Origin of the sequence: Streptomyces venetus, from assembly GCF_039540295.1 — a bacterium.
Classification (GTDB): Bacteria; Actinomycetota; Actinomycetes; order Streptomycetales; family Streptomycetaceae; genus Streptomyces; species Streptomyces venetus.
Window position 1 is genome coordinate 1 of record NZ_BAABET010000029.1, and the last position, 1,253, is coordinate 1,253.

The window sequence follows — 1,253 nt, forward strand, 5'->3', positions numbered from 1 at the left end:
AGAAGACCTCAGGGCGCCGGCCGCGCAGCGCTTAGACCTCGATGCCGAGCACCGTGTCCGGCCTGCACTTCGTACACGCCGGCACCCCAGCACACCCCGGTGTGTACGGCGACGATGTTGCGGCGATCCAGGCCGCGCTCGATCAGCCACTCGGGCGCAGGCGGGCGCCGCTCTTCGCCGACGCGCTGCTCGGACTCGCGGCGCTGTTCGTCGGCGACCCACTTGCGGTGCGGGCCGGATCGCGCTCCCGCACGCGCTCCAGGAAGCGGAGCAACGCGAGGCGCGACGCCAGCCCTAAGTCGTTCATATGTTCTGCTCTATGACCGTGGCGCCACACAGCCCACCTCCACCCCGCTGTCCGTGTCACGGAACTTTGACCGCGTGCCATCGAACTTTGACGAACGCGGTTCGTGTCGTCGAAGTTTGATCGCGCAGGTCGGAGGATCGGGCGGGTGTCAGTCCAGGGCTGCATCGAAGATCGCGCGGTTGGTCGAGGTGTAGGCGTGCTCTCGCTCGGACCACTGGATTCGCCCGGTGATCTCGTGGTCGTCGGCAACGCGCGGGGCCGGGTGGGCGAGGTGGCTGCGCCACCACTGAGCGTTGCGGGTCTGGCGCTCGAGCGCGGCATCGATGAGGCTGGAGCGGGTGGTGGCGTCGAGCCCGTACGCGTCGGCGAGGATGCGTAGCTGTGCGGCCTGGACGGTGGCGGGTGGAGCATCGGGTTTGGAGGAGATGCACCAGGTCCACGCCATGTACCCGAGGTCTTCGAGCGGATTGCCGGGGGCGGCGGTGTCGAAGTCGATGAAGGCGACGGGGACGTCGTCTGCGAAGACTGTGTTGTTCGGCCCCGGATCGTGGTGGCAGACCACGGGATGCCGACCGGTCAGGCGGCTGCCGCGGGTGGCGTCGTGGAAGGCGCGGAGCAGAAAGCCGGCGGCGGCCACCTGGGGATCGGTCCAGCGCTGGAAGCGGGCGGGCACGCGGCCAGGGAGGTAGCTGAGGATCTCGCGGCCGGCCATGTCGAACCCGAGGTGCCGCGGAGCGCCGTTGAAGCCCTGCCGCCGAAGGTCATCGAGCAGTTCGGCGACGAACGGGGACGATGCGGTGGCTGGTCGACGGACAGTGTTCCCGACCCTGACCACGCCCGTGGTGATGCGCCCGCCGAACAGCGGCACTTCATTGTCCATGGCTACACCCTCCACACGCGGCCCATCGGTCAAACCTCAGCGGCAAACGGTCAAGGTTCCGTGGCA

1 protein-coding gene is annotated in these 1,253 nt (G+C 68.7%); it reads right to left on the reverse strand.

Annotation, left to right across the window (positions count from 1 at the left end; translation table 11 throughout):
• Positions 1-455: 455 nt before the first annotated feature.
• Positions 456-1,187 carry a phosphotransferase family protein gene (locus ABEA82_RS38570; protein WP_345666426.1) on the reverse strand — a complete coding sequence of 244 codons (732 nt, stop codon included), beginning with the start codon at positions 1,185-1,187 and terminating at the stop codon, positions 456-458.
• Positions 1,188-1,253: the final 66 nt, after the last annotated feature.